Origin of the sequence: Paenarthrobacter sp. PPS72, assembly GCF_048537125.1 — a bacterium.
Lineage (GTDB): Bacteria > Actinomycetota > Actinomycetes > Actinomycetales > Micrococcaceae > Arthrobacter > Arthrobacter nitroguajacolicus_E.
On sequence record NZ_JBLYIE010000002.1, the window covers coordinates 119813 to 141400 of the forward strand.

A 21588-nucleotide genomic window follows, 5' to 3' on the forward strand; every position below is an offset into this window, starting at 1 on the left:
TGATATCCATCATTGAGCCGCTGGTGACACACATCACCGTTGCGGTCATATTGGTCATGGGAGGCCCACGTGTTTCACAGCTGGAGCATCGCCCGCCGCTTGTTCGTGGCGAACCTGTTGTTCGTCCTGGTGCTGACGGCGGTCTTCGGCGCGTTCTCAGTGGTGGAAGCCAGGGACAGGGCTTACGACGAGGCCGGCGGGAGGATGCAGGCGATCGCCACGTCCCTGGCCAACAATCCTCTTGTGCTGGAGGCTGCTTCAACAGCCAATCCGTCAGCCACCCTCCAGCCCTATGCGCGGGAAGTCATGGACGACGCCGACGCCGATTTCATCACCATCATGGCCCCTGACAGGACACGCTGGACCCACCCCCGGACCGAGGAACTGGGCAAACCCTACATCGGGACGATCGAGCCGGCGCTCGGTGGCGAAACCTTTACCGAAGTTACTGCGGGAACCTTGGGTCCCTCGGTCCGGACCATCGCTCCCGTCAAAGACGCCGGCGGAAGCGTCAAAGCCCTGGTGGCTGCAGGCATTACGGTCCGCACAGTGGATACGGACGTTGCCGAACGGCTGGGAGTTATTGGCGGAATTGCCTTGGTGGTGCTGGTCTTCGGTTCCTTCGCCTCGTGGTTGCTTGGACGATACCTTCGATCGGTTACCCGCGGCTGGGGGCCCGAGCAACTTGCACAACTGTTCGCGTACTACGAGTCCGTTCTCCACTCCGTCCGCGAAGGCGTGATCCTGATTGACACTCGCGGCAAAGCGGTGATGTATAACGACCAAGCCGCAGAGCTGCTGGGACTGGAGCCCTCCGACGCCGACCGGTCACCTGACGAGGCCCCGAAACTTGCTGATCTTCCTTTCGACGGCAGCCTGCGGGCGCTGTTCGAATCCGGCAGGCCGGCACACGACGAAATCCACCTGACCGGTTCCCGGATCCTGGTAGTCAACCAAGCTCCCGCAGTAGGGCCGGTGCCTGAGCGAAGCCGGCAGAAACCCGCCGTCTATGGCACGGTGGCCACCATCCGCGACCGTACCGAGATCGAGTCCATGGGTACGGAACTCCAGACGATGAAGACACTTTCGGATGCCCTGCGGGCCCAGACACATGAGCACGCAAACCGGCTCCACATGATCGTTTCCCTGCTGGAGTTGGGCCGCACGCCCCAGGCCTTGGACTTTGCCACGAAGGACCTTGAACTCAGCCAGCAGCTAACAGATGACATGGTGGCCTCCGTGGACGAGCCCGTCATGAGTGCGCTGGTGATGGGCAAGGCCGCGGAAGCCCACGAACGCGGGGTGGAACTGGAGGTCCGGACCGCAGGAAGCTCCGGTGTCCGTGGCCTGGAGATTCAGGACCTGGTGACCATTCTCGGGAATCTGCTGGACAACGCGATTGATGCTGCAGCTGCAGGCGACTTCCCCAGGAAGGTGGAGTTGAACGTCGAAGCCGGGCCATCCGCCGTCGAATTCACCGTGCGGGACTCGGGTAGGGGCATCGATCCGGACTCCATCGATGACGTCCTGCAGTACGGATTCAGCACGAAGTCTCCGGAAGGAAACCCGCGTGGTGCCCATGGCAGGGGTGTAGGCCTGGCCCTGGTGCGTCAGGCTGTGGAGCGTCTCAACGGTACGATGACCATCAGCAATCCCGGCGGAGCGCAGTTCCATGTTCTGCTCCCCGCGCCTGTTCCCGAGGAAGAGAAGGCATGACAGAGATCCGTGTCCTGGTGGTGGAGGACGAGCCCATAGCTTCGGACGCCCACTCGGTCTATGTTGGCCGCCTGGACGGTTTCACGTTGGTAGGGACGGCGCCGGACGGCCAGTCGGCCTTGCGGATCCTGGGCGAATTTGCGGCATCCGAATCGCCCGTGGACCTCGTCCTGCTGGACATGAACCTGCCGGATCTTCACGGCCTGGACGTCGCCCGCCGGATGCGTTCCGCAGGAGTCTTCGCTGACATCATCGCCATCACTGCCGTCCGGGAACTGAACATTGTGCGCAGCGCCGTGTCCATCGGCGTCGTCCAGTACCTCATCAAGCCTTTCACCTACGCCACCTTTGCCGACAAGCTCAGAAGCTATCGGACGTTCCGCGAGCAACTGGCGGGATCGATGTCCGGTATTTCCAAAGCCGGGGCCTCGCAGAGTGACGTGGACCAGGCGTTCGCGAGTCTCCGCGCCCCCACCGAACTGCCGCTGCCCAAGGGACTCTCCGGCTCAACGCTGGAATCAGTGAAGGACCTGGTGAGGGCTGGGCAGCAGCCGGTGTCCGCCAGTGAGGTCATGGACGCGCTGGGCATGTCCCGTGTCACCGCCCGCCGGTACTTGGAATATCTTGCCGACGCCGGAACAGTCACCCGGGCGCCCCGGTACGGCACCCCTGGCCGGCCGGAAAACGAGTACGGCTGGAACAGGGCGTAGGAGTCCTCCCGTTCCCTGTGCCTCGGCAGTAAGCTGGTGGCGACCCATGGAGAGTCCATGTCCGCACAGCCGCTCCGAAAACCGGAAACATCAGCGCAAGCCACGCTCACGGAAGCCCGCGAGGCGTTTACCCGCGGTGACTGGGATACTGCGTGTCGAACCATGGAACGTGTCGGCGAGGAATCCCCACTGAGCTTGGAAGACCTGGAGATCCTGGCGCGCTCCAAGTGGTGGCTCGGCGACGTCCAAGGTTCCATGGCACTGTCCGAGGAAGTCTTTCACCGCTTGGTCGCCGATGAACAGTTCCGGGCCGCCGCTAAGTCTGCCCTCACGTTGTCCTTGCAATGGGGTGTCCGCGGGAACATCGCCGTGTCCTCGGCATGGATGAACAGGGCTCGTCGGCTGTTGGACGGGCTTCCTGAAGCTCCGGAACACGGATATCTGCTGTATCTGGAGGGTAACGACGCAATCTACCTCGAAGGTGACGCCGATTCGGCCTATGACGCCGCCCTTCAACTGAGGGCCATGAACCGTCGGCAGAAAGCCCCGGAATTGGAGAGCTTCGCGTTCATGTTATCCGGCCTCGCTGCCGTTCGCAGGGGCGAGACGACGCGGGGTTTCGCGGACCTGGATCAAGCCCTGCTTCCCGTGATGGCCGGCCAGGTTTCGGCAGAGTGGGGCGGCGACATCTACTGCTCGGTCATCCACCTCTGTTACGAACTGGCCGACTATTCGCGCATGAGGTGGTGGACGGACGCCTTGGCTGCCTGGTGCGCCGGACTGTCCACGTCCTTCATGTACTCGGGGATCGTAAGGGTCCACGAACTGCAGCTGATCAGTGCCGAAGGTGGCTGGAAACAGGCGGAAGAGGAACTGTCGCACCTCGGCGAGCGTCTTCGGAATGCCCATGCTTGGATCGCGGCCGACTGCTTCTGTGAACTGGGCGATATTCGACGACGCCAAGGAAACCGGTCCGGCGCCGCGGCAGCGTACGCCATGGCGACTGCACTTGGCACTGATGCCCAGCCGGGCTCGGCCCTGCTGCTTGCTGATGCCGGTAAGAACGAGGAAGCACTCACTGATCTCCGCGCTGCGTTGGCAGACCGAGGGCTCCTGGGCCGGGCGTGGTTGCTGCTGCCGATCGTGGAGTTGCTTGCTCCCATGGATACTGACAGTGCCGAGGTGTATTGCAGCGAGCTGGAAGGAACTGCTGCATACTACGGGACGGTGGGATTGCTTTCCTGGGCACATCACGCCAGGGGCACTTTGTTGATGGCCCATGGTCTCTGGCTCCAGTCACTGCGGGAGTTCGAAGCGGCGGCACAGGGTTACCGTTCCCAGCATCTTCGCTACGAACTGGCACGAATCCATGAGCGGATGTCATCCATCCGGGCAGCGCTTGGCGAGACCGCCGCGGCCGATGCCGAGCGCGCCACCGCTGCAGCGATCCGTGCCAGGCTTGGCGCGGCCCCGTTATCCTTGGGGACTGCCGACCATGAGCGGGAGGGGCTGACGGCCAGGGAAATTGAAGTGCTCGGCTGCGTGCTGTCCGGCTCAAGCAACAGGCAAATAGCTCATACCCTCACCATCTCTGAAAAAACGGCCGGCCGTCACCTGGCGAATATCTTTACCAAGATCGGCGTCAGCTCCAGGACCGCTGCGGCCGCTTGGGCGCGTCATCATGGAATATCAGAGGATCCACGGGCTTGAGTCCTGCATGTTTTTGCCCATGGAACCCGCCAAAGATGCAGGATTCCCCCGACGCGGCGACCAGCTCCGCGACCATACCTTGAAGGTGCGGACAACGGGCCGGGCAGGCCGACCCCCGAACCAGCAAGGACAAGCAATGAACAGCACCCAGGCCGAGCAACGGGAAGCATCCAAGGCGGCGGAAGCCGTCCAACAAGCCACGGGTCGTTTGATCGGAATTTTGAACGATTCTTCGATCGCACTCTTGGTGAGCGTAGGCCACCAAACCGGCCTTTTCGAGACACTCTCGGCCCTCCCTGCAGCCCCGAGTGTCCTTATTGCCGATGCGGCCGGCCTTAATGAGCGCTATGTCAGGGAATGGTTGGGTGGCATGACCACGGCCGGCTTCGTGGACTACCAACCGGTCGAGGGAACGTATCTCCTGCGTCCGGAATTTGTTCCTGTCCTTACGGGTGCAGGCACCGAAAACCTGGCTCGCACATTGCAGTATGTTCCGCTGATGAGTGAGGTTGCCCCGAAGATCGTCCACTCGTTCCGGGCGGGCGGCGGAACAAGCTACGAGGATTACCCGCGCTTCCATCACCTCATGGCTTCCGAAAGCGCCGCAGTAAACGATGCGTCACTCGTGGAGGCGATCCTTCCCCTGACAGGATGTGTTGAGGCACTGGGCAGCGGCATCCCTGTGGCCGACATCGGATGCGGCGAGGGCCACGCCCTGAATTTGCTGGGAGCGACTTTCCCTGCCAGCACCTTTACCGGCTACGACTTCTCCGCCGAGGCCTTGGCAACTGCCACCGCCGAGGCCTTGGCGCTCGGATTGTCGAATGTCCGCTTCGAGCTCCAGGATGCAAGCCGCCTGGACATTGTGGAAGCTTTTGACCTGGTGACAGCGTTCGACGCTATCCACGACCAAGCACACCCGGCTATGGTCCTGAAGAACATCCGTACCGCGCTCAGGCCGGACGGAACTTTCCTCATGGTGGACATCAACGCTTCAAGCCGGTTGGAGGAGAACGTGCAGCTCCCGTGGGCGGCCTTCCTGTACACCATCTCTACCTTCCACTGCATGGCTGTTTCCCTGGGGCAAGGAGGCGATGGCCTGGGCACGGTATGGGGCAGGGAACGGGCCACGGACATGCTCCGGCAGGCGGGTTTCCGCACGGTGGAGGTGAAAGAAGTGGAGGAAGACCCATTCAATGCTTACTTCATCGCAAAAGTTTGAATGTATACAAACTACGCTATTTTTCCGGACAAGCCCTCGGTTGACCCGAGCTATGTATACACTGAGGGTATGCGTGCCAGTGATCGGGCTTACACAGCCCTTCGTGAAGACATCATTGAATGGCGTCTGCGGCCGGGCACCGTCCTTGCGGAAGTGGAACAGTCCGAACGGCTTGGAGTGTCCAGGACGCCGGTCCGGGAGGCGTTGAGCCGCCTCACCGCTGAGGGATTGACGACGGCGGCAGGTGGCCGCGGCGTCGTCGTGACCGATATTTCGCTGGAGAGCATCGACGAACTGTTCGAGTTACGCGAAACCCTTGAAGTGCGGGCCGCCGCCTTGGCTGCCCAGCGCGGGGAAGCGGATGTCTTCAAAGAGTTGCACGGACAACTGTTGCTGGCCCCTGAACTGCTCAGTGACGACGACCCCGCCCGGCATGAGTACTACGCCTTGGTGAGTCGCCTGGACGATGCCATCGATGCCGCGGTCTCCAACTCTTACCTGGCCAATGCCATGCGGGGCCTGCGGGTCCATTTGGTCCGGGTCCGCCGGCTTGCAGCCGACGACTCTGCCCGACTCCATGCAGCCGCTGCCGAGCACGCGGCGATTGCCGAGGCCATCGCCGCGTGCAATCCGCGTCTGGCCGAGGCCGCCACCACAGTCCATCTCCATCGCAGCCTCAGCCACGTCAAAACCACCCACGCTACTGCCCTAAAACACCCTGCCTAGAAGGAGCACCATGGTCAAGAACCATCACGTCCGCGTCTACAAGAGCGAAGAAAACCTGCCCCGCGAGGAGCAGTTGGCGCATAAGATCGCTGTGGTCGCCGCTGACCCCGTCGAAGTGTCGCCCGAGGTCACTGACATGGTGATCAACCGCATTATCGATAACGCCTCGGTGGCGATCGCGTCGTTGAACCGGGCACCGATCGTCGCAGCCCGCGCGCAGGCCCTGACCCACGCACCCTCGGCTAACGGCAAGGGTGCCGCGGTGTTCGGCATCACCGGGCAGGTTTCGCCGGAGTGGGCTGCGTGGGCGAACGGTGTGGCCGTGCGCGAACTGGATTACCATGACACGTTCCTGGCCGCGGATTACTCCCACCCGGGAGACAACATCCCGCCGATCCTGGCTGTTGCCCAGCATGTGGGTTCCAACGGCGCGGATCTGGTCCGTGCGATCGCTACCGGCTATGAGATCCAGGTGAACCTGGTCAAGGCCATCTGCCTGCATAAGCACAAGATCGATCACGTGGCGCATCTCGGCCCGTCCGCCGCTGCCGGTATCGGTACGTTGTTGGGTTTGGATGTTGAGACGATTTTCCAGTCCGTGGGTCAGGCCCTGCACACCACCACCGCGACCCGGCAGTCCCGTAAGGGTGAAATCTCCACGTGGAAGGCCCACGCCCCGGCCTTCGCGGGCAAGATGGCCGTCGAAGCGGTGGACCGTTCCATGCGTGGTCAGACGTCCCCGGTGCCGATTTATGAAGGTGAAGATGGTGTGATCGCGTGGATGCTGGATGGCCCGGACGCCTCCTACGAGGTGCCGTTACCGCTGCCCGGGGAGGCCAAGCGCGCGATCCTGGACACGTACACCAAGGAACACTCCGCCGAGTACCAGGCCCAGGCCTGGATTGACCTGGCCCGCAAACTCCACCGTGAGCACCCGGAAACCACGGACCCGGCCAACGTCGCCTCGGTGCTGATCAGGACCAGCCACCACACCCATTACGTGATCGGTTCGGGCGCGAACGACCCCCAGAAGTACTCCCCGACCGCGTCCCGCGAGACCCTGGATCACTCCATCCCGTACATTTTCACCGTCGCGTTGCAGGACGGTGCCTGGCACCACGTGGATTCCTACGCCCCCGAGCGTGCCGCCCGTCCGGACACCGTGGACCTGTGGCAGAAGGTCACCACCGTGGAAGACCCGGAATGGACCCGCCGGTACCACTCGTTGGACATCGCGGAGAAGGCCTTCGGCGGGTCCGTGGAAATCACCCTCACCGACGGCACCGTCATTACCGATCAGATCGCCGTGGCCGACGCACACCCGCTCGGTGCCCGGCCGTTCGCCCGCGAGCAATACATCAACAAGTTCCGCACCCTTGCTGCCGGTGTGGTGGAGGACGCTGAAATCGAAAGGTTCCTCACCGCCGTCCAACGCGTCACCGAACTCGGTGCCGGGGAACTGGGCCAGCTGAACATCACCGCAGCGCCCGGCGTGATCGACCTCGCGGCAGCTCCGAAGGGACTGTTCTAAATGCTGTACTCCAAAGTCACACCCGAGCAGAAGCGGGTGAAGCTGCGGGAGCTGCTGTCTTCAGGGACTGTGCAGCAGTTTCCGGGAGCATTCAACCCGCTCTCGGCACGGCTGATCGAGGAGAAGGGCTTCGCCGGGGTTTATATCTCCGGCGCGGTCCTGGCCAACGACCTCGGCCTGCCGGACATTGGCCTGACCACCCTGACGGAGGTTGCGACCCGTGCCGGGCAGATCGCCCGCATGACGGACCTGCCCTCGCTGGTGGACGCAGACACCGGCTTCGGTGAACCAATGAACGTGGCCCGCACCATCCAGGAACTCGAAAACGCCGGCCTGGCCGGCTGCCACATCGAGGATCAGTTCAACCCCAAACGCTGCGGTCACCTGGACGGCAAGAACGTGGTGGACATCGACACCGCCACCAAACGCATCCGCGCCGCAGCAGATGCCCGACGTGACCCGAACTTCCTCATCATGGCCCGGACCGACATCCGCGCCGTCGACGGAATCCAGGCCGCACAGGACCGCGCCAAAGCGCTGGTGGATGCCGGTGCGGACGCGATCTTCCCCGAAGCCATGGCCGACCTGGACGAGTTCCAGGCCATCCGCGACGCCGTGGACGTGCCCATCCTGGCCAACATGACTGAGTTCGGCAAAAGCGAGCTCTTCACCGTCGAGCAACTCCAAAGCGTCGGCGTGAACATGGTCATCTACCCCGTCACCCTCCTCCGCATTGCCATGGGCGCTGCAGAGCGTACTCTGGAATCGATCAAGGCTGCGGGGACCCAGGAAGCGCACGTGGAAAACATGCTCACTCGTGCGCGCCTCTACGAACTCGTCGACTACGAGGCATACAACCAATTCGATACCGGCGTATTCAACTTCCAGGTTCCTGGCGTCCGCTAGGTTCCGGATTCATCAAGGGGAACGCAGGCATTCCGGAACACCCGGCGCGCCTGCTCTATGAACGAAGGAGTTCAGCGTGGTAGCTGAAGACATCAAAAAGGGCCTTGCCGGCGTCGTGGTGGACTACACCGCGGTTTCAAAGGTCAACCCGGACACCAACTCGCTGCTCTACCGTGGGTACCCGGTCCAGGAACTGGCCGCCAAGTGCAGCTTCGAAGAAGTCGCTTTCCTGCTGTGGAATGGCGAACTGCCCAACGAAACCCAGCTCGCAGAGTTCACTGCCAGGGAACGCGCAGGCCGCGCCCTGGACCCTGTGGTCAAAACGGTCGTGGACGCCTTGCCCACCACCGCCCACCCCATGGACGTCTGCCGCACGGCAGCATCCGTGCTCGGCGCCCGGCACGAACTGGCCGAGGACTCCTCAGCCGAGGCGAACATGAAGAAGGCAATCGATCTCTGGGCGGCGATGCCCGCGGTGGTGGCCTACGACCAGCGCCGCCGCCGCGGCCATGAACCCGTTGAAGCCCGCGAGGACCTGGACTACTCAGCGAACTTCCTCTGGATGACCTTCGGCGAAGAACAGGTCCCCGAAGTGGTGGAAGCCTTCAACGTCTCGATGATCCTGTACGCCGAGCACTCCTTCAACGCCTCCACCTTCACCGCCCGCGTGGTCACCTCCACCCTCTCGGACCTGCACTCCGCCGTGACCGCCGCCATCGGTGCCCTCAAGGGCCCGCTGCACGGCGGCGCCAACGAGGCCGTCATGCACACCTTCGACGAGATCGGCATCCGCAGCGAAGAATCCCTCGAAGAAGCGGCCACCCGTGCCCGCGCCTGGATGGAAGACGCACTGGCCCAAAAGAAGAAGGTCATGGGCTTCGGACACCGCGTCTACAAGCACGGCGACTCCCGCGTGCCCACCATGAAAGCCGCCCTGGACAAGATGATCGCCCACTACGGCCGGCCCGAACTCCTGGGACTCTACAACGGACTCGAGCAGGCCATGGACGAGGCCAAAGCCATCAAACCCAACCTCGACTACCCCGCCGGCCCCACCTACCACCTCATGGGCTTCGACACCCAAACCTTCACACCGCTGTTCGTCGCCAGCCGCATCACCGGCTGGACCGCCCACATCATGGAACAGGTAGCCTCCAACTCCCTCATCCGCCCCCTGAGCGAATACAACGGACCCGAAGAACGGCACGTCCCCTAACGCTCACTGTTATGCAGTGAATGTACGACGCCGGGCCGGTCACCGTAAGGTGACTGGCCCGGCGTCGTACCTCATTGGCTACGGCAGCGGCTCCACCCAATCGACGGTGTGGACATCCGCCACGTTCTCGTTATCTGCCGCCAACGCCACCCGCACGGCAATGCGCTGCCCCGAGATCATGGCCGGCAACCAGTGCTCCGCGTCAGCCCACATCCGTTCCACGGGAAGTTGCGCCACGGGGAACCACGCCGGTGCGATCTCATCGCTTTCGGACGGTTCCCCCTCCCATTCCCGGGTAAGGAAAACGGTGGTGGCCATATTCCACTCCGGCCTGGCCGGAAACACAAAGTCCACAGAGCCGGCCGGGATCAGGTCCTTCGCATGGACCACCACGTTGATCTCTTCCATGACCTCACGGCAGGCAGCCTGCGAGGCGGTCTCCCCCAGCTCAACGTGCCCGCCGACACCCACCACCTTGCCCCGACCGAAACCAGTCTTCTTGGTGCCGAGCAGGACGTGTTCACCGTCCGCGCCGTCGCGGAGGAGGAAGCACAGGGTCACATGGGCTGCAGTCATGCTGCCTACCTTAACCTGATCTCCCCTGCTGCTGCCGCCATTGCTACAGTGAGCCCATGACTGAAGGTGGGGGTGACGGGCGAGCCCCGGTGGCAGCCGTCGAGGGTGCTGGAGAACAGCCGCCCAATGACGGTCCCGGTACAGCCGAAACAGTCCCCAAAGCCAAACCTGAACGGGACGCCTGGTTGCCCCGGTGGCTCGTGGCACACCCGCTCCATGCAGGCTGGGCCTGGACTGTTGCCTGGGCAGCGCTGATCGTTTTGGACGAAGTGATGGACCTGGCCGGATGGACCTGGTACCTGCTGGTCCTCATGGCCGCACTGCCCACCTTGGTCTCCACGCTGGTGGTCCTGCATGCAACGCCGCGAAGCCACCTCAGGGCCGTCAACGCAACAGTCCTCGGCCACTTCTTCGTCCGCTTCCTCGCGCTGGTGGCAGCATTCATGGTTTGGGCAGCTTCTGTGGTGATGAGTGCGTCGATCTCCACCACGGTCCAGTCCGTGATCGGAGATTCCGAAAAGGAAGTCACGGCATTGGGTTTCAACCTCATGCTGGCCGCAGTTCCACTGGTGCTCTCCGTCCTGTGGATGGCCTTCATTGTCCGCTGCGCCTGGTTCTTGCGGCGGTTACGGGGCTGGCGTCAGATACCACTAAAGACGCGGGTACCCAAAAAATTCCTGCGCGGACGCCCGCGACTCAAGCGCGTGGTGGTGGGGCTGGCACACCCCGGCCTCTTGCTCGTAGCCGGCTTGGGGACATCGCTGCTGGCATTGTTCGTCGACGCCGTAGAGCTGACGCTGAACGTGCTCGAGTAGCCTGGCCGATAACCACGCCCGCCTATCCGTGCGCCCCGCTATCCCGGTGCGTCCTATCCCAAGGCGTCCTATCCCAGCGCCCGGGGATGCGCGGCTGCGTAGACCTCGCGCAAAGTGTCTGCGGTAACAAGGGTGTAGACCTGCGTGGTGGTGACGGACGCATGGCCCAGCAACTCCTGGACCACCCTTACATCCGCCCCGCCCTCCAAGAGGTGGGTGGCGAACGAATGGCGCAGTGTGTGCGGGGAGACATCCTTTGTGATGTTGGCTTTCTCGGCCGCCGTCTTGAGGATGGTCCACGCACTTTGCCTGCTGATCCGGCCACCCCGGGCGTTGAGGAACAGCGCCGGGGTGCCTTTGCCCTTGGACGCCAGCAACGGCCTGCCGCGGACAACATAGGCCCCGACGGCGCGGGCACCGTAAGAGCCCAAGGGAACCAACCGTTCCTTGGAACCTTTGCCGAACAGCCTCACAATGGCAGGGTCACCGCCGGTGTCTTCGAGGGAGACGTCATCGACGTCCAGCCCAACGGCCTCACTGATGCGGGCGCCCGTGGAGTAAAGAAATTCAAGCAGTGCCCGGTCCCGGAGCCCGGTAGCGCTGTCCGACCCGGCAGCTTCCAGGAGGCGGGTCACTTCACCAACGCTGATGGCTTTTGGAAGCCGCTTGCCCGGCATGGGTGGGTGGACATCGCTGGCGGGGTCCGACGTCGTGGTTCCTTCCAGCGCCCAAAACTTGTGGAGGCCGCGCACCGCTACCACTGTGCGGGCTGCGGAGCGGACGCCCAGAGCGGCGGCGCCATCGGAACCGTCGGATAAGGCCTGCACAAAGGCTGTCACGTGATGCCGGGTGATGTTTCCGGGCTGTTCCACACCTAGGTCTGCGAGGAAGTTCGAGTACCGGGCAAGGTCCCTGCGGTACGCGGATAAAGTGTTGGCTGCCAAGCCACGCTCCACGCCGACATGCTGCAGATAGTCGGTTACTGCGCGGTCAACGCCGTTGGCGGTTCGAGTGGCTGCCCCGGCCATGCTCAGCGCTGGCTCGGATGAGCCGGCCACGGCGCGTTGGCGGGACGAAGGTTGGTGAAGCCATCGGCCTTCGCGGCAGCGGCAGCGAGTATGCCCAGTACTGCGGACGGATTATGCAGCCGGCCTTCCAGCACCGCTTTTACGGCGTCCTCGAGCGGCACCCAGTGTAGTTCGATTTCGGCTTCTTCATCGGTGCGAACGTGCCGGTCCGCCAGGGGAACGTCGCTGAGTCCCCGAGCCAAGTAAATGCGGACTGCCTCGCTGGAAGAACCCGGCGAGTTGAAGAAGTCCACAAGGACGTTCCAAGTAGCCGCGACCAGGTCAGCTTCCTCAGCCAGTTCCCGGGCTGCGCCCACCACGAAGTCCTCGCCTTCGACGTCCAGCAGGCCGGCGGGAATTTCCCACAGGTCCATTCCGACAGGATGCCTGTACTGCTTCAGCAGCAAGATCTCGCCGTCAACATTCATGGGTAGCACAGCTACGGCGCCCGGGTGATCGATGTAGTCACGAACCAACGTGTCCGTGCCGTCACTGAGTTGGAACGAATCGCTGACAACGTCCCAGATGCGGCCTTCGTATACCTTGCTGGTAGACAAGAGACGGCGCGGGCTCGGCATGTCCGAAACCTGCCTTGATATACGGGGGGTTTCAGAAATACCGGGCATCGCGCCGTCCTTCGTTAGTACTTGCGTTTACTTGGCAGCTACCGTGCGGGCACCGGTCCTGGTGGCCACGGGCGCACCTTCACGGCGCTCCAAGGCAGCCTTGACCAAACCTGCGAACAGCGGGTGAGGGCGCGTGGGGCGGGAGCTGAGCTCCGGGTGCGCCTGCGTTGCCACGTAGTACGGGTGGACTTCCCGGGGAAGCTCCACGTATTCCACGAGCTTGCCGTCAGGAGAGGTTCCTGAGAACACCAGGCCCTTGGCGGCGATCTGGTCACGGTACTTGTTGTTGACCTCGTAGCGGTGGCGGTGGCGTTCGCTGACCGTGGTGGTGCCGTAGGTCTCGGCAATGACCGATCCTTCGTCCAGTTTGGCTTCGTAAAGGCCAAGGCGCATGGTGCCCCCGAGGTCTCCCTTGCCTTCTACGATGTCCAACTGCTCTTCCATGGTGGCAATGACCGGGTACTTCGAATCGGGCTCGAACTCGCTGGAAGAAGCACCTTCAAGGCCAACCACGTTACGGGCGTACTCGATCACCATGCACTGCAGGCCCAAGCACAAGCCCAGGACCGGGAGCTTGGTTTCGCGGGCAAACTTCAAAGCTCCAAGCTTGCCTTCGAGACCACGGATACCAAACCCGCCAGGAACGCAGATGGCGTCCACACCGGCCAAGGACTTGGTGGCACCTGCCAGGGTTTCGCACTCGTCCGAGGGGACCCAGCGGATCTTGACCTTGGCTTCGTTGGCGAAACCGCCGGCGCGGAGTGCCTCGGTGACCGAGAGGTAAGCGTCCGGAAGGTCGATGTACTTGCCCACCAGGCCCACCTCGACCTCGTGCTTGGGGTTGTGCACAGCTTCAAGCAGCTTGTCCCACTTGCTCCAGTCAACGTCCTTGAACGGCAAATCCAGTGCACGGACGATGTAGGAGTCCAGCCCCTGTGAGTGCAGGGTCTTGGGGATGTCGTAGATGCTGGGGGCGTCAGCGGCGTTCACCACGGCGTCGATGTCGACGTCGCACATACGGCCGATCTTCTCGCGCATGGCATCGGGCACTTCGCGGTCCGAGCGGATCACGATTGCTTCAGGCTGGATACCAATGGAGCGAAGGGCAGCCACCGAGTGCTGCGTAGGCTTGGTCTTCAGTTCCTGGGAAGGACCGATGTAAGGGACCAGCGAGACGTGAAGGAAGAAGACGTTATTACGCCCCACGTCCTGGCGAACCTGGCGGGCGGACTCAAGGAACGGCTGCGACTCGATGTCGCCCACCGTGCCGCCGATTTCGGTAATGATGACGTCAGGAGCGTTCTTGCCTTCGGCAGGCAGGCGCATGCGGCGCTTGATTTCATCCGTGATGTGGGGAATGACCTGAACGGTGTCTCCAAGATATTCGCCGCGGCGTTCCTTGGCGATAACGGTGGAGTAGATCTGGCCCGTTGTGACGTTGGCCGAACCTTCGAGGTTCTCATCGAGGAAGCGCTCGTAATGTCCGATATCGAGGTCGGTTTCGGCGCCGTCATCCGTCACGAATACTTCGCCGTGCTGGAAGGGGTTCATCGTGCCCGGATCCACGTTCAAATAGGGATCGAGCTTCTGCATAGTTACAGACAAACCACGTGCCCGCAGCAGGTGACCGAGGCTGGAAGCCGTCAGACCCTTACCGAGCGAGGACGCCACACCACCGGTGACGAAGATGTGTTTGGTCGTCTTGGACGAGCCCGGGAACCGGGAATTTACACGGGAATTTGATCGCTGCACCACGGAATTCGAGCTTATCATCAATTACGCCTTCCAAGCGTCCGTTCGGATTCCCCAAATGGTCAATGGTTGCTCACCACCGCATTCCAAGCAAGACCCGGGCGGGATTAAGTGCGCTGATGTGATTGTGCTCGCATCCCGGTGCCTCGCACTCCCCCGGCGCTCCTGAACATCAAATGCGCTGCGGCAGGAGCTTGGCGTCGTCCAGCAATTCCTGTGCGTGCGCTTGTGCGCTCTCGGAGTCCTCTTGACCGGCCAGCATGCGGGCAAGCTCCTTGACCCGCTCGTCGTCGCCAAGAAGCTGCACGTCGCTGGACGTGAAGCCGGTGGTTGTCTTCCCATCAGCGCCGCGCACGGAGGTTTTGGTGACGCGGATGTGGTGATCTGCGAAGGCCGCTACCTGCGGCAGGTGCGTCACTACCAGCACCTGGACGTGCCGGGCGAGCATGGCCAGCCTGCGTCCGATTTCGACGGCGGCACGTCCACCAACGCCTGCATCCACCTCATCGAAGACAAACGTCGGGACAGGATCCACTGCGGCAAGCACTACCTCGATCGCCAACATGACCCTGGACAATTCACCGCCGGAGGCGCCCTTGCCCAGGGGCCTCGCCGGAGCACCGGAGTGGGGTTGGAGGAGGAACGCGATCTCGTCGGTGCCCCACGGGCCCAACGCGCCGCTGCCGTCCACCTCAATGACCAGTGTGGCGTCAGCCATGGCCAGGGCCTTCAGTTCGGCGCTCACCCGGGCCGAGAGGTCCTTCCCAGCCTTGAGGCGGGCTTTCGTGATGGCTGCAGCCAGCTTCCGAAGGGTTGCCTCCGCGGAACCCACCTCCGCGTCCAAGGACTCGATGCGGCTGGAGTCATCCTGCAACTCATCAAGGCGGGTCCTCGCCGTAGCTGCCCACTCAAGAACTTCATCGATGCTCGGGGCGTATTTGCGGATCAGCTTGGCAAGGGCAGCCCGGCGTTCCTCGATTTCGGAGAGCCGCTCAGGGCCTTCGGTGTCCAACGCCGCCTGGTAGCTGGACAACTCGGCGGCGATGTCATTGAGGAGGAAACCGACTTCCGCGAGCCGGGTAGCTGCGGAACGAAGCTCCTCGTCGTGCTCCGCCACGTGTTCCAGCGTCCGCTTGGCCGCATCCACCATGGTGGTTGCGTCGCCGGCGTCTCCGAACTCTTCGGCAATGAGCGACTCATGGGCAGCAGCTGCCGCCAAACGCAGTTCCTCCACATTGGCCAGCTTCACAGCCTCCGCTTTGAGGGTCTCGTCTTCGCCCGGCTGGGGATCCACCTCATCAATTTCCTTGAGGGCGGCGTCCAGGGACTCAGCCTCACGCAGCCGCTCGCGGGCTTCACTGCGCAGCGTTTCAAGTTCGGACTGGATAGCCTTCCAGTGGTTGAACAGTTCCTGATACTCCGCCAGGGTCTTGGCAAGTGGCGTTCCGGCAAACCTGTCCAAGGCGTGCCGCTGGGCAGTGGCACTCTTGAGACGGATCTGGTCCGACTGTCCATGAACCACCACCAGGCTTTCGCCCAATTCGGCCAAAACCCCCACCGGAGCCGCGCGCCCGCCGACATAAGCCCGGCTTCGTCCGTCGGCACCTACTGTGCGGGCCAGCAGGAGTTCAGCTACGCCGTCGAACTCTTCCGCGTCGCCGCCGGCCTCCTTGGCGCGTTCCACCGCACTGTGCGCAGGATCGAGCTTCAGCACGGCTTCCGCCGACGCGGATTTGGCTCCACTCCGAACGGCGCCGGCGTCCGAACGGGCACCAAGAAGAAGTCCGACGGCGGTCACCACCATGGTCTTCCCCGCACCGGTTTCGCCGGTGACTACGCTGAGGCCGGGGCCCAGCGGCAGTGCGGCGTCGGTTATGACGCCGAGGTCACGGATTCGGAGTTCTTCGAGCATGGTTCACTTCGCATTCGTGGGGTCTGATGGCTCACCATGCCCGCGGGCCTGGGGCGTTTCGGGGTCCCTGGGACTGGGCAACGGAGCCGGTGACAAGGTACGGATGACAGGGATGGGACCGGTGTGAACTTCCCCGCTACGGGGCGCCGGGCCGCGCCAGCCATGGATGGGAAGCTGGAACTTGCGGACAAGCCGGGCCGAGAACGGCGTCTTGTGGGTCCGGGCCAGCCGCACCGGCGTGGCTGAGCGCGTCACTTCAACGCGTGCTCCGGGCGGGAGATCCACCGAACGGCGGCCATCGCACCAGAGGACTCCCAGTGCGTCCGTCCTGTTCATGATTTCTACAGCCAACTTCGAGCGGGGGGACACCACCAAGGGCTTGGCAAAAAGTGCGTGTGCGCTGATCGGAACAATGACCAAAGCTTCGACCTCCGGCCACACCACGGGGCCTCCTGAAGAGAAAGCGTAGGCCGTGGAACCCGTGGGCGTCGCGAGAACAACACCATCGCAGCCAAACGACGTCAAAGGACGCCCATCCACTTCGGTGACAACCTCCAGCATGCGCTCACGGTTGGCCTTCTCAATGGCAGCCTCGTTCAGAGCCCAGGTGTGCCAAATCTTCTGGCCCTTGACCCACACCTGGACATCGATGGTCATGCGTTCTTCCACCGTGTACTGGCGGCTCGCTATCCACTCCACCGTCTGTGCGAGGTCGGCGCGTTCGCTTTCCGCGAGGAAACCCACATGTCCCAGGTTGACGCCCAGCAGCGGAACATCCACCTCCCGGACCAGCTCAGCGGCACGCAGTATGGTGCCATCACCGCCCAGGACCATGACCAACTCCACGTCCTCCAAGTTGACGTGATCATTGAGAATCTCGATGGGCGTATCAAGGGCACCAAAGAATCGCTCAATATCGGCAAGTTCGGACTTCTGCAGCACGGGAACCAAGCCGGAGGCATGCAGTTGCGTACAGGCATCCCAGGCTGCGCGGAGCGAGTCCTCCCGCCCTGTGTGGGCAAGGACAAGTACACGCCTGCTCATTGGATCTGCTTTCTAGTGGTTCGGCCAGAGTTTCTTGATCAACGCAGCAACGTCCTCGTCCCGCTCTTCGATCTTAGGCAACACCGTGGACATCCTGCGTGTCATCCACAGGAAGTATTCAACATTTCCGTCTTGGCCCGGAAGCGGACTGGCTGCCAGGTCTTGAAGTTCAAGGCCGGCATCCACTGCCGCGCGGGCCACCTGGGCCACCGCCCGGCGTCGTTCATTCTCCGACGACACCACACCGGTTCGGCTCAGACGCTCCTTGCCAACCTCGAACTGCGGTTTGACCATAAGGACCATGTCGCCACCCGGCTCGGTGCACTGTGCAAGCGGCCAGAGGACCAGGGTCAAGGAAATGAAGGACAAGTCGGCCACCGTCAGCTGCGCCGGACCGCCGATCTGCTCCGGCGTCATGTACCTGACATTGAGGCCTTCGTGGACCTCCACTTTAGGATCTTCCCGAAGGTGCGTGACCAGCTGGCCGTGCCCTACGTCCACCGCCACTACGTGGGCGGCGCCTTGCCGGAGCAGGACGTCAGTAAAACCGCCTGTGGAGGCCCCGGCGTCGAGACACCGCTTTCCGGAAACCTCGACGGCGGGAAATGCCTTCAGCGCGCCGGCCAGTTTATGCCCGGCGCGGCTGACATAGATGTCCTCGAGGTGTGACTGAACATCCAACTCCGTCGCGGCATCCACTTGAAGGGCCGCTTTGACGAGGACGTGGCCGCCCGAACTGACCTTGCCGTCACTTATGAGCTTGGCGGCATGGGTGCGGGACCTCGCCAGCCCACGGGTGACGAGTTCCTGATCAAGTCTTGGCATGCGTTAGCTGTCGCCTTCCGGGCGGGAATCGCTGGAGCTGTTGGTTTTAGGCATAGCCGGAAGTCCGGGTTCGGAATCCAAAGCTTCCAGCAAAGAGTCATGAATGCCGGCGAACAGCTCCCCATGGTCCTGCACAGGTGATTGAGGGACCTCACCCAGCAAGCCGAGGGCCCTGTCTACCAGCGGGTCGCCTGTGGGGATGGCGGCCTCAGGCCACTGGACGACGGGTCGCTCCGTTTCAGAATGCTCCGGCACTGCACGTTCCAGCACTGGACGTTCTGGTTCTGGACGTTCCGGCGTGGAGTATTGGGGCTCGGTCATCGCACCAGTCTAGTTATTCCGCCATTCCAACTGCGGTGCTTGTGCCACGTCCGTGTCCGGTATCGTGGCCCACCACGCCGCGCATGCCGCGCGCCAAGCGTCGAGGTCGCCCTCGTCACCCGTAACTGTAACGGCCCCGTCCCCGGCGACTGCAGTGGCTGCACCGCAACGGAACGTACCGGCGTCGCTGACAACCTCCGGATAGGGCGCGTAGAGGCCTTCCAGGTCTGCCAGCAAGTAATCCGGGCGTTCATCAGTCCGCGCCGCGATGATGGTGTGGGTTGTGTCCACACCGGTGAGGACGGCCGCCGTCGCAAATCCTGCCCGGTTCCCACCCAGGATGTCGGTGTCCAAACGGTCGCCAACAACCAACGGACGCTCGGCGCTAAGCCGTTTTGCGGCTGTGTGGAAAAGCGGGGCTTCGGGCTTGCCGGCCACCAAAGGAGTCTTTCCCGTGGCGGCCGCCACAGCGGCAACCAGCGTTCCATTCCCAGGAGCCATGCCGCGGGCCTGCGGAATGGACATATCCGTGTTGGTAGCGAACCACATGGCTCCCCCGGCCACCACATACGACGCCTCCGCCAGATCTTTCCAGCCGATCTCCGGATTGAAACCCTGAACAACGGCGACCGGGGATTCGGCAGCACTGTGCACCGGCTTGAGTCCTACCAACTCGATCTCATGAGCCAACGCCGCGCTTCCAGTGATGAGGACATGCGCCCCCGCAGGCAGGATGGAGGCCAGAAGCTCCCCTGCCGCCTGGGAGGAGCTGACCACCTGATGGTCCTCAGCCGGCGCACCAAGCTCACGCAGATGCGCCGCGACCTGGGCCGGGGTGCGGGAGGCATTGTTGGTCACGTAACCCAGGCCGACGCCTACGGTTTCGAGACGCTGCAGTGCCTCCACGGCTCCCGGAATAGCGTGCGGTCCGGCATAGACCACTCCGTCCAGATCGGAAAGGACAGCATCAAACCGTGAGATCAGTGAATCAGCCATGCTGGGAGTTGGAGCCCTCGTTGTCGGTGTCTTCAGCTTTTGCTTCTGCGTCATCTTCAGCTGAATCGACGTCGTCCACTGAATCGATGTCCGATTCAGCGTCATCGGACTCAAAGTAATCCGACTCGGCATCGTCCAGCTCAACGTCATCGTGGTCAACGTCCGCGGCTGCGGCCTCAACGATGACCGTTTCAGTTTCAGGCTTCACGACGTCGGCGTCCGGAGCAGGCTTCTCGAAGCGAGGCTTACGCGCCGCTGCTTCTTCCTGCTCGTCCCAGCCAAGGTCAAGAATCTCGGGCTCCGCGAAGTCACCCACACCCAAAGCGTTCTCAGCCACGAGCGCCTGGCGTGCCCACTTATCCGCTTCCTCGGTACGACCCACCGCACTCAGAGCTTCGGCATATGCCCGGAACAGGCGGGGGCTGTAGGAGAAGGCACGGTTGATGTCCAACTGCGGGATCTCAAGCTCGCTGACAGCGGCATCAAGCTGATTGAGGTCTGCACGTGCGCCGGAGGCCACGATGGCGAGCTCAACCTTGCCGGGAGCGTCAAGATCCTGGGCTTCGGGAGAGCGGACCATGTCCAAAGCCCGATCAGGACGTCCGAGGCCACGCTCACAGTCAGCCATCACCGGCAGGTGCACATTGGAGCCACTGATGCGGCGGTACGTACGGAATTCACGCAATGCCTCACCGTAGTGACCGGCAGCATAAGCAGTGAGGCCAACAGCTTCACGCACAGCCGAAAGGCGTCCGCCACGGCGGCTCGCCGCGAGAGCATGCTGGAAAGCGAGCTCCGGCTCAATGTCGATCAAGCGGCCGGCCATGACCAGGTGCTTTGCCACCCAGCCGGCGCTCTGCTCCTCGAGGGTCTTGATCTGGTGTCCAGTGGCGCGGTCCAGCTCTTTACCCGTGACGTCCTCGTCAATCTCAGGAGAACGTTCGCGGTCAGGACGGTTCGCACTGCGGATGTCCTTGGCGTTGGGCACCCGGGCCGGGCGTTCTTCCCATGCGCCGCCGCGTTCGGTGCGGTCACCGCCGAACGAACGACGTTCACCACCGCGCTCGGGGCGGTCGCCGAAAGGCTTACGGTCTCCGCGGTCGTTGTTGAAGGGACGGCGTTCGCCGTCGCGTGCCGGACGATCGCTACGGTCACCAAACGAACGGCGTTCGCCGTCACGAGCGGGACGATCGGTACGGTCACCGAAAGGCTTGCGGTCACGGTCCCCACCGAAGGAGCGCCGCTCGCCATCGCGTGCTGGCCTGTCTCCGCGGTCGTTGTTGAAGGGGCGACGCTCGCCGTCGCGTGCCGGACGATCATTGCCGTCGCGATTCTCCCTGGAACGGAAGCCTCGGGGATCCCCGCCGGAGTTGTTGTTGGGACGGTACGAACCGCGATCGTCCCGGTTCCCTCCGAAGTTTCCGCGATTGCCGCCGCGATTGCCGCCGTTGTGCTCAGCCATGGTGGATTCCTCCTGTTGCGAGCCGACCACTGGCGCGTGCGTAGTCGCTCATAACCCTTATTTCGTTGTCACGCCGCCGGCAGCGCTCGGCTGCCGACTCGTATATCTGGTTCAATTCTATTCGACCCCACTACAGCGACCGAACGCCGGAAGCACCTTTTAGGTGTCCCGTGGCAAGTCTCACAAGCGTGGAGCCCGGGTACCACGCAGCGAACGCGGCATTCAGGCACGCAAACAACAACGATTGCCAGGCAGACGCCTCATGAACGGGTGGTTAAAGTGGGAGACCCCCCGACCCCGGTGAGGGGGTTGGGGGGTATCTACCTAATGGTTGTCCGGCGGTGTCCTACTCTCCCACACCCTCCCGGGTGCAGTACCATCGGCGCTGTGGGTCTTAGCTTCCGGGTTCGGAATGGGACCGGGCGTTTCCCCCACGCTATGACCGCCGTAACCAT

The 21588-nt window shown here is 62.9% G+C and carries 19 protein-coding genes and 1 rRNA gene; 9 read left to right on the top strand and 11 right to left on the bottom strand.

The genetic code is table 11. The features are described 5' to 3' along the window. Positions 1-69 precede the first annotated feature (69 nt). The 8 genes from ACLRGI_RS00660 to ACLRGI_RS00695 all read left to right on the top strand — a co-directional run bounded on the left by ACLRGI_RS00660 (position 70) and on the right by ACLRGI_RS00695 (position 9737). Positions 70-1716: a sensor histidine kinase gene (locus ACLRGI_RS00660; RefSeq protein ID WP_419199805.1), complete on the top strand. Its 1647-nt coding sequence runs from the start codon at positions 70-72 to the stop codon at positions 1714-1716. Further along, positions 1713-2426, top strand: coding sequence for a response regulator (locus ACLRGI_RS00665; protein WP_419199806.1), 714 nt, complete (start codon positions 1713-1715; stop codon positions 2424-2426). The genes ACLRGI_RS00660 and ACLRGI_RS00665 overlap by 4 nt, the downstream gene beginning before the upstream one ends. Before the next feature lie 57 nt (positions 2427-2483). After that, entirely contained in the window at positions 2484-4136 is a 1653-nt protein-coding gene (locus ACLRGI_RS00670) for a LuxR C-terminal-related transcriptional regulator (protein ID WP_419199807.1), read from the top strand. Between the two features lie 136 nt (positions 4137-4272). After that, positions 4273-5358, top strand: coding sequence for a class I SAM-dependent methyltransferase (locus ACLRGI_RS00675; RefSeq protein WP_419199808.1), 1086 nt, complete (start codon positions 4273-4275; stop codon positions 5356-5358). A gap of 69 nt (positions 5359-5427) precedes the next feature. After that, positions 5428-6084 carry a GntR family transcriptional regulator gene (locus ACLRGI_RS00680; protein WP_419199809.1) on the top strand — a complete coding sequence of 219 codons (657 nt, stop codon included), beginning with the start codon at positions 5428-5430 and terminating at the stop codon, positions 6082-6084. Between the two features lie 10 nt (positions 6085-6094). Continuing rightward, on the top strand, positions 6095-7615 hold the full coding sequence (locus ACLRGI_RS00685; protein WP_419199810.1) for an MmgE/PrpD family protein: 1521 nt from the start codon (positions 6095-6097) through the stop codon (positions 7613-7615). Beyond that, the gene (gene prpB, locus ACLRGI_RS00690; protein WP_419199811.1) at positions 7616-8521 is read left to right on the top strand and encodes a methylisocitrate lyase; all 906 of its coding nucleotides are present in this window, start codon (positions 7616-7618) and stop codon (positions 8519-8521) included. 76 nt (positions 8522-8597) lie between these two features. Next, positions 8598-9737 carry a bifunctional 2-methylcitrate synthase/citrate synthase gene (locus ACLRGI_RS00695; RefSeq protein ID WP_419199812.1) on the top strand — a complete coding sequence of 380 codons (1140 nt, stop codon included), beginning with the start codon at positions 8598-8600 and terminating at the stop codon, positions 9735-9737. Positions 9738-9815: 78 nt separating this feature from the next. Here ACLRGI_RS00695 and ACLRGI_RS00700 read toward each other — a convergent pair whose 3' ends face one another. Continuing rightward, on the bottom strand, positions 9816-10313 hold the full coding sequence (locus ACLRGI_RS00700) for an 8-oxo-dGTP diphosphatase (protein WP_419199813.1): 498 nt from the start codon (positions 10311-10313) through the stop codon (positions 9816-9818). A gap of 56 nt (positions 10314-10369) precedes the next feature. Between ACLRGI_RS00700 and ACLRGI_RS00705 the strand changes: the two genes are divergently transcribed. After that, positions 10370-11128 (top strand): hypothetical protein, encoded by a 759-nt coding sequence (locus ACLRGI_RS00705; protein ID WP_419199814.1) that lies wholly within the window; start codon positions 10370-10372, stop codon positions 11126-11128. Positions 11129-11196: 68 nt separating this feature from the next. Here ACLRGI_RS00705 and xerD read toward each other — a convergent pair whose 3' ends face one another. The 10 genes from xerD to rrf form a co-directional block, all read right to left on the bottom strand. Further along, complete coding sequence (gene xerD, locus ACLRGI_RS00710; RefSeq protein WP_419199827.1) at positions 11197-12156, bottom strand: site-specific tyrosine recombinase XerD; 960 nt, start codon at positions 12154-12156, stop codon at positions 11197-11199. A 2-nt stretch (positions 12157-12158) separates the two neighbouring features. Next, positions 12159-12821: an NUDIX domain-containing protein gene (locus tag ACLRGI_RS00715; RefSeq protein WP_419199815.1), complete on the bottom strand. Its 663-nt coding sequence runs from the start codon at positions 12819-12821 to the stop codon at positions 12159-12161. Positions 12822-12848: 27 nt separating this feature from the next. Then, positions 12849-14594, bottom strand: a complete 1746-nt coding sequence (pyrG, locus tag ACLRGI_RS00720) for a CTP synthase (RefSeq protein WP_419199816.1) — start codon at positions 14592-14594, stop codon at positions 12849-12851. Positions 14595-14745: 151 nt separating this feature from the next. Then, positions 14746-16485, bottom strand: coding sequence for a DNA repair protein RecN (gene recN / locus ACLRGI_RS00725; protein ID WP_419199817.1), 1740 nt, complete (start codon positions 16483-16485; stop codon positions 14746-14748). A 3-nt stretch (positions 16486-16488) separates the two neighbouring features. Further along, positions 16489-17529, bottom strand: coding sequence for an NAD kinase (locus tag ACLRGI_RS00730; RefSeq protein ID WP_419199818.1), 1041 nt, complete (start codon positions 17527-17529; stop codon positions 16489-16491). A 12-nt stretch (positions 17530-17541) separates the two neighbouring features. Beyond that, positions 17542-18354: a TlyA family RNA methyltransferase gene (locus tag ACLRGI_RS00735; protein WP_419199819.1), complete on the bottom strand. Its 813-nt coding sequence runs from the start codon at positions 18352-18354 to the stop codon at positions 17542-17544. 3 nt (positions 18355-18357) lie between these two features. After that, entirely contained in the window at positions 18358-18675 is a 318-nt protein-coding gene (locus ACLRGI_RS00740; RefSeq protein WP_419199820.1) for a hypothetical protein, read from the bottom strand. Positions 18676-18684: 9 nt separating this feature from the next. After that, positions 18685-19671, bottom strand: coding sequence for an HAD-IIA family hydrolase (locus tag ACLRGI_RS00745; protein WP_419199821.1), 987 nt, complete (start codon positions 19669-19671; stop codon positions 18685-18687). Beyond that, entirely contained in the window at positions 19664-21133 is a 1470-nt protein-coding gene (locus ACLRGI_RS00750; RefSeq protein ID WP_419199822.1) for a tetratricopeptide repeat protein, read from the bottom strand. Before ACLRGI_RS00750 ends, ACLRGI_RS00745 begins: the two co-directional genes overlap by 8 nt. Before the next feature lie 333 nt (positions 21134-21466). After that, positions 21467-21583, bottom strand: a 5S ribosomal RNA gene (gene rrf, locus ACLRGI_RS00755). Positions 21584-21588: the final 5 nt, after the last annotated feature.